General features: G+C 69.8%; 5 protein-coding genes and 1 rRNA gene. All 6 read right to left on the bottom strand.

Annotation, left to right across the window (positions count from 1 at the left end; genetic code table 11):
- Positions 1-368: 368 nt before the first annotated feature.
- Complete coding sequence (gene glnE, locus DER72_RS15720; protein ID WP_110070871.1) at positions 369-3,350, bottom strand: bifunctional [glutamate--ammonia ligase]-adenylyl-L-tyrosine phosphorylase/[glutamate--ammonia-ligase] adenylyltransferase; 2,982 nt, start codon at positions 3,348-3,350, stop codon at positions 369-371.
- Between the two features lie 79 nt (positions 3,351-3,429).
- Positions 3,430-3,801, bottom strand: a complete 372-nt coding sequence (locus DER72_RS15725; protein ID WP_110070872.1) for a diacylglycerol kinase — start codon at positions 3,799-3,801, stop codon at positions 3,430-3,432.
- 31 nt (positions 3,802-3,832) lie between these two features.
- Positions 3,833-5,275 carry a D-alanyl-D-alanine carboxypeptidase/D-alanyl-D-alanine-endopeptidase gene (gene dacB / locus DER72_RS15730; RefSeq protein ID WP_110070873.1) on the bottom strand — a complete coding sequence of 481 codons (1,443 nt, stop codon included), beginning with the start codon at positions 5,273-5,275 and terminating at the stop codon, positions 3,833-3,835.
- A 34-nt stretch (positions 5,276-5,309) separates the two neighbouring features.
- The gene (locus DER72_RS15735; RefSeq protein WP_110070874.1) at positions 5,310-5,636 is read right to left on the bottom strand and encodes a multidrug efflux SMR transporter; all 327 of its coding nucleotides are present in this window, start codon (positions 5,634-5,636) and stop codon (positions 5,310-5,312) included.
- Positions 5,636-6,334: a tRNA (guanosine(46)-N(7))-methyltransferase TrmB gene (locus DER72_RS15740; protein WP_110070875.1), complete on the bottom strand. Its 699-nt coding sequence runs from the start codon at positions 6,332-6,334 to the stop codon at positions 5,636-5,638. Before DER72_RS15740 ends, DER72_RS15735 begins: the two co-directional genes overlap by 1 nt.
- A 271-nt stretch (positions 6,335-6,605) precedes the next feature.
- Positions 6,606-6,698: ribosomal RNA gene (rrf, locus tag DER72_RS15745) — 5S ribosomal RNA — on the bottom strand; the annotation flags it as partial.

The following is a 6,698-nucleotide window of genomic DNA, read 5'->3' on the forward strand; positions in this document are numbered from 1 at the left end:
GCGCTGGGCGCCGGTCATCGCCGTCGGCTACGCCGCCAGCGTGGCCACCCACCTCTGGCTCAACGCCCACAGCTTTACCGTTTTCAACTGATCGACTCCTGGTGACTTCACCCACTCTCCGGCGGCGATTGCCGCCGGAGTTCGTTACGCATCGGGTCCCGGGGGATTGACCACCCGTTTGGTAAATAACTCAGGTCGCTTGGCCTGCCACTCCTGGCAACGGCGCTGGGCAGGTGAAATATCCAATCTGGTTATTTTCCCCATGGCGACCCGGGGTGACGCGACACGAGAAAAGCCCCGGCCATCGAGACGGTCGGGGCAGGCATGGGCCAGGGAGCCCAGCGGGCTGGTGGGCGACCTGCCGAGGGTCAGGGCGTCGGCGGCTCCAGCAGCCGCTGCCAGGCCTCGATCACCACCCGGCGGTGGTCCTGGAAGGCGTCGCTGCGTCCCCGGGCGGGCTCGCGGGTCAGCGAGGCGCGGTGGGCGCTGCTGCGCAGGGCCAGGTAGGCCTCGCGCAGGCGCTGGCACTCCTTGGCCGGGAGGTGCTCGGCGGCCTCCAGGGTCTCGAGGATGCGCATGTTGTCGCTCCACTGCAGCAGCGCCGGGGTCTCGTGACCCATGGCGAGCACGGCGTACTGGCAGAGGAACTCGATATCGACCATCCCGCCGGGGTCGTGCTTGAGGTCAAACTCCCCCTCCCCACTCTTGCCGCCCAGGTGGTCACGCATCTTGTGGCGCATCTTGACCACCTCCTCGCGCAGCGCCTCGGGGTCGCGCTCTCGACCGAGGACCTCGCGCCGGATGGCGTCGAAGCCCTCAGCCAGGCGCGGATGCCCCGCCACCACCCGGGCACGCACCAGCGCCTGGTGCTCCCAGGTCCAGGCGTCGCGACGCTGGTAGTCGGCGAAGGCGGAAAGCGAGCTGACCAGCAGCCCCGAGTTGCCGGAGGGGCGCAGGCGCATGTCCACCTCGTAGAGGGTGCCGGCGGGGGTCACCGCGGTGAGCAGGTGGATGATGCGCTGCCCCAGCCGGGTGAAGAAGACGGCGTTGTCCAGGGGGCGCTGGCCATCGGTGCGGCCCTGGGTGGCGCCGTCGTGGATGAACACCAGGTCCAGGTCCGAACCGTAGCCCAGCTCGATGCCACCGAGCTTGCCGTAGCCGACGATCAGGAAGTCGGGCTCGGCGCCGGCGCGGCTACCGTCGGCCAGCTCCGGGAAGCCGTGCTTGCGGGTCAGGTGCTTCCAGGCCATGGCCAGCACCGCCTCGAGGATCACCTCGGCGATATAGGTGAGGTAGTCGCTCACCTTCATCAGGTGGCGGGTACCGGCGATGTCGGAGGCGGCCACGTGCAGGGTCTGGGCGTGCTTGAAGACCCGCAGCGCCTCGAGCTGGGCCTCCTCGTCCTCCTCGGGAATCCGTGCCAGGGTCTGGCGCAGCTCGTCGGCGAGGCGCGCCTTGTCGGCGGGGGTGTAGAGGGTCTCGGGGGTGAGCAGCTCGTCGAGCAGGATCGGGTAGCGGGCCAGCTGCTCGGCGATCCAGGGGCTCGCCGCGCAGAGCGTCATCAGGTGGCCCAGCGCCTCGGGGTTCTCGCGCAGCAGCGCCAGGTAGGCGGTGCGCCGCAGCACCGCCTCGATCAGCGGCAGCACCCGCTCCAGCGCCGTGTCGGGCGCCTCGCTCTCGACCACGGCGTCGAGCAGCAGCGGCATCAGGGCCTCCAGGCGCTCGAAGCCGATGCGTTGCATGGTCTGCACCGGGCGGGAGTGGTAGAGGGAGGCGATCCGCCGAGCCGCGGTGGCACTCTCCGTGAAGCCGGCCTCCTCCAGCAGCACGCTGACCTCCTCCTCGTCGAGCTCGCCGCGCCACAGCGCCCGCCACTGCTCCAGGGCGATGCCGCCGGCCGCCTCCTCCGAGGCCTCCTCGACCTCCTCTTCGGGGTCGGCGATCACCGCGTCGAAGTGCTGGCGGATCCGGGAGCGGACCTCGTCGAGCCTGGCCATCAGCGCCGGCCAGTCCTCCATGTTCAGGGCCAGAGCCACCCGCTCGCGGTCGAGGTCGTCGTCGGGCAAGCTCTGGGTCTGGCGATCCTCCAGCGCCTGCAGGGCGTGCTCCAGGTCGCGGAGGAAGACGTAGTCCGGGATAAGCTCCTCGACCACCGCGACGGGCAGCAGGCCCAGCGCCGGCAGCCGTTCCAGCGCGCTCTTCAGCGAGGTGACCTGGAGCTCGGTGTCGCGCCCGCCGCGGATCAGCTGGAAGGCCTGCACCACGAACTCCACTTCACGGATGCCGCCGGGGCCGAGCTTGATGTTGCCCTCCATGCCCTTGCGGCGCACCTCGCGGTTGATCATGCCCTTGAGCTCACGCAGCGACTCGATGGCGCCGAAGTCGAGGTAACGGCGATAGACGAAGGGGCGCAGACTGGCCAGCAGCTCGGCCCCGGCGTCCAGGTCGCCGGCCACCGGACGCGCCTTGAGCATGGCGTAGCGCTCCCACTCGCGCCCCTGGTCCTGGTAGTAGCTGGCCAGGGAGCTGAAGTTGCCCACCAGGGGGCCTCCGTCGCCCAGCGGGCGCAGGCGCATGTCGACGCGGAAGGCGAAGCCGTCGGCGGTCACCGCATCCAGGGCGCCGATCAGCCGCTGTCCCAGCTTGGTGAAGTACTCCTGGTGCGTCAGGGACTTGCGCCCGCCCTCTGTCTCGCCGTTCTCGGGGAAGGCGAAGATCAGGTCGATATCGGAGGAGAGGTTGAGTTCGCCGGCGCCGAGCTTGCCCATGCCCAGCACCACCAGGCGCTGTTCGCTGCCGTCGCGGCGCAGGGCGGGCCGGCCCCAGCGCGGCGCGAGGAAGCGCTCCAGCCAGGTGAGCGCCCCCTCCAGGCATACCTCGGCCAGGCGCGACACCGCGGCGGCGGTGGCCCACATGTCGGTGCCCTCGGGCCGGGTGAGGTCGCGCCACACGATGCCGGTCATCCGCGCGCGGCGAAAGCGGCGAATGACGGCCTGCATAGCGGCCTCATCCTCGGCCGCCTCCAGGCACTCCTCGAGCCAGTCGCGCAGGCTCTCCGCATCGGGGGCGATGTCCAATTCCCCGTTGGCATCCAGGTGCAGCAGCCACTCTGGGTAGCGCACCAGGGTCTCGGCCACGAACTCAGAGATCGCCAGCACCCGAGCCAGCTGCTCGCGGCGCGGTTCGGCGAGGCCGAGCCAGTCCTCCAGGGGCGACTCGCGCCCGGTCATGCCGGCCAGGTGGTCGGCCTGGGCCAACGCCTCGGCCAGCCGCTCCCGGGTGCGCGTCAGGGGCGCCTTGAGGGGCTCGGGAATATCGATCAGAGGCAGGAAGTCATCGGGCAGGGGCATGGGCGTCTCGCATCCGGGTGGCGAATGCCCCCAGCATAGCGAAGCGCGAACGCCATGGGCACCCGGAGCGACGAGCGACTCAACCGAGCAGCTTCTGCCCGGCCAGCAGCAGCCAGGTGAGCCCGGCCAGGGCCAGTGACACCATCACCGCCGCGGAGCCCAGGTCCTTGGCGCGTCCGGAGAGCTCGTGGTGCTCGGGACCGATGCGGTCCACCACGCTCTCGATGGCGCTATTGATCAACTCCACCACCAGCACCAGCAGGCAGCTGCCCACCAGCATGATCCACTCCACCGGCCCCTGGCCGATCCACCAGGCCAGCGGCAGCAGCAGCACGCAGAGGGCCAGCTCCTGACGGAAGGCCGACTCATGGCGCCAGGCGGCCTTGAGCCCCTTGAGGGAGTAGCGGGTGGAGTGCACCAGGTGGCGCCAACCGGTATGTCCGGGCTTCATCGGGGGATCCTTTGGGTGGGAGGTGGGCCGCTCAATGGTTGTCGATCATTCGCTCGAGGTCCACCGAGAGCGGATCCAGCACCTCGGACCAGCTCAGGTAGGGGGTGCTGCCGGTGCCGTTGACCAGCGCGGTGAACACCCCCCAGCGCCCGCTGCGCGTGCGGAAGTAGCCGCTCACCGCTCGCACCGCCACCGGCTGGTTGAGGGTGCCGGTCTTGAGCATGACGTGGTGCTGGAAGGTCGGCGACCCGCGGCGGATGAAGCGCATCACCCCGTTGCCGGGGGACTGCAGGGTCGCCACGAAGCTCGGGAACAGCGACGGACGGTGGAACATGCTCTCCAGCAGCGCATTGGCGCCACGGGCCGAGGTGCGGTTCTCGGTGGTCAGACCGCTGCCGCTGAGCAGGGTCACCTGGCCGTGATCCGGGATGCCGGCCACGAACGCCTCGATGGCCGCACCGCCGAGGCGCAGGTCGGCGCGAGGGGTCTCCACCAGGTTCAGGGCGAGGATGTCGGCCATGAAGTTGTTGGAGTAGTTCATCACCCGCAGCAGCAGCTCCTGCAACGGCTTGCCCTCGACTTCGGCCAGCGACCGGGCGCCGGCAGGCGGCTCGGCCAGGGTGGTCTCGGCCCCCCCGCGCACCGCGATGCCGGCCTGGTCGAGCATCCCCAGCAGGGTCCTGGCCATCTGGTCGGCGGGATCGGAGCTGCCCCGGTAGATGTCCCGGGGGCGGGCATTGGTGGAGATCTGGCCGCTGAGCACCATGACATCATCGCCGTTGCGGGTGATGCGCTCGGCGCGCAGCTCGGTGCCGCTGTTATCCGGCCGGGTCTCCACGCGGTTGTCGATCTCGAGAATGGCCGCCTGGCTGTCACAGCCGGTCACCCGGGCCGGCTGCCCGGGGGCGGCGCCGGGTGCCACGCTGACGCACCAGCTGCCGTAGTTGACCCCCGCCGAGGAGAGCAGCGCGCTGTAGGCGTTGGCCGTGCGCTCGCGGGCCTGGCAGCGGTCGGTGGTGATGCACTCCACCGGGCCGAAGCGCCACTGGCTGACCATCAGCCGGCCCTCCACCTCGCGCACCCCGGCCTGGTGCAGGCGCTGCACCAGCCGCCACAGGTCCTCGGTGGTCAGCGCCGGGTCGCCGCCGCCGTCGAGGATCAGGTCGCCCGTCAGCACGCCATCGTCGTCCGGGCGCGACTCGGCGAGTAGCCGGGTGGTGAAGCGGTGCTGGGGGCCCCAACGATCCAGCGCCGCGGCGGCCAGGTAGTTCTTGGTTACCGACGCCGGCGAGAGCTGGCGATCGGCCTCGATGGCCCCCAGCACCGTGTCCTCATCGATCAGGCGCGCCTCGGCACTGATCAGGAAGCCCTTGTCCGCCAGCTGGCCCAACTGGGTGAAGCCCGAGGCCTGGGCAATCGCCGGCAGCAGGCAGAGCAGGAGGTGTGCGGCAACTTTCAGAACAGGATGACGCATGACGGCACCGTAGGCTTGTGAAGGTCCCGGAGGCTCAGTGGGACATGGAGGAGAAGAGTTGGATGGTGACAACGCCGGCCACGATCAGGCCAATGCCGATGACGGCGGGAAGATCTGGGCGCTGGCCATAGACCAGCAGCCCCACCACGGCGACCAGCACGATGCCTAGCCCGGCCCAGACGGCGTAGGCGATCCCCACCGGGATGGTGCGCAGCACAAGGGAGAGCATGTAGAAGGCCAGGGCGTAGCCGGCCACCACCATCAGGCTCGGCCACAGGCGAGTAAAGCCGTCGGTGGCCTTGAGGCCGCTGGTGGCCACCACCTCGGCCAGGATCGCCACGGCCAGGTAGACCAGGGCCATCAGGCGCTCCCTCCCCCGGGGACCAGCCCGAGGCCATAGGGCAGCTCCACCACCAGCTTCCAGAGCGGCTGTCCGCTGACATGGTACTTCTGCTCGAAGGGGGTCAGGAAGTCGTTCCCGGGCTCATGGGGCCGGACCTCGGCCTTGCGGCCGGTGGCTTGGGCCACGGCCAGGGCGAACTCCTCCACGTAGAGCCGCCAGTTGGAGCGCAGCTCAAGGCGTCCGCCCAGGGCAAGGATCACCGGGAGGATCGGGTGCCCCTGCCAGCGCATCTTGAGATGGGCCGCCTTGGGGTAGGGATTGGGGTAGAGCAAGTAGTGGCGTACGGGCCGCCAGCCATCGGCCAGCGCCAGGCGCCAGAAGTCCACCAGGTCGGCGCGGACCAACAGGGCGTTGTCGGGCAGCGGGCCATGCTCGCGGGTCAGGCGGCTCTCGCTGCGATCCACGCCGATCACCGCATGGTTGGCAAAGCGCTCTGCCAGGCGGCGGGTGGAGAGCCCCACTCCGCAGCCGGCGTCCAGAATCAGCGGCATGTCGGGCCGCGCGGCACGCCATGTCCGCGCCGCCTCGAAGGCCTGGCGAGTGTGCTCTGCCACCGGCTTGCGCAGCGGGTGCGCCAGGGCGCGCGCCACACGCCGGCTCAGGTCCTCGTGGGGCCCGAGCTGGTTGGTGACGATGGAGCGGGAACTGGATTGCATGGTGTTCGGCCACGACACGAAACAGGGGGTGATTCTATCAGTCCGGCATGGCGGCCGCATGATCGCCAGAAACGTGAAAAGCCCCGGCCGGCGCTCCGGGGGCCGGCCTCCCGATACTCGCCTCGCCTCCCCCTGAGCCTCGCCCTTCGGGCCCGCTGACGCGGTTTCCGCCTGTTCCCAACAGGCGGGAGTTCCCAACAGGCGGGATCCAGGGGGGGGAGATCCCCAGAACGACGAAACCCCAGCCAATGGCTGGGGTTTCTGAAAAGGTGCCTGACGATGACCTACTCTCACATGGGGAGACCCCACACTACCATCGGCGCTGAGCGGTTTCACTGCTGAGTTCGGCATGGGATCAGGTGGT

Source organism: Halomonas sp. A11-A (assembly GCF_003182195.1).
In the GTDB taxonomy this organism is placed as follows: Bacteria; Pseudomonadota; Gammaproteobacteria; order Pseudomonadales; family Halomonadaceae; genus Halomonas; species Halomonas alkalicola.

Bases quoted from the DNA above. Each gene is read 5' to 3' on its own strand.
- glnE (WP_110070871.1), bottom strand. From the start codon at position 3,350: ATGCCCCTGCCCGATGACTTCCTGCCTCTGATCGATATTCCCGAGCCC.
- DER72_RS15725 (WP_110070872.1), bottom strand. From the start codon at position 3,801: ATGAAGCCCGGACATACCGGTTGGCGCCACCTGGTGCACTCCACCCGC.
- dacB (WP_110070873.1), bottom strand. From the start codon at position 5,275: ATGCGTCATCCTGTTCTGAAAGTTGCCGCACACCTCCTGCTCTGCCTG.
- DER72_RS15735 (WP_110070874.1), bottom strand. From the start codon at position 5,636: ATGGCCCTGGTCTACCTGGCCGTGGCGATCCTGGCCGAGGTGGTGGCC.
- DER72_RS15740 (WP_110070875.1), bottom strand. From the start codon at position 6,334: ATGCAATCCAGTTCCCGCTCCATCGTCACCAACCAGCTCGGGCCCCAC.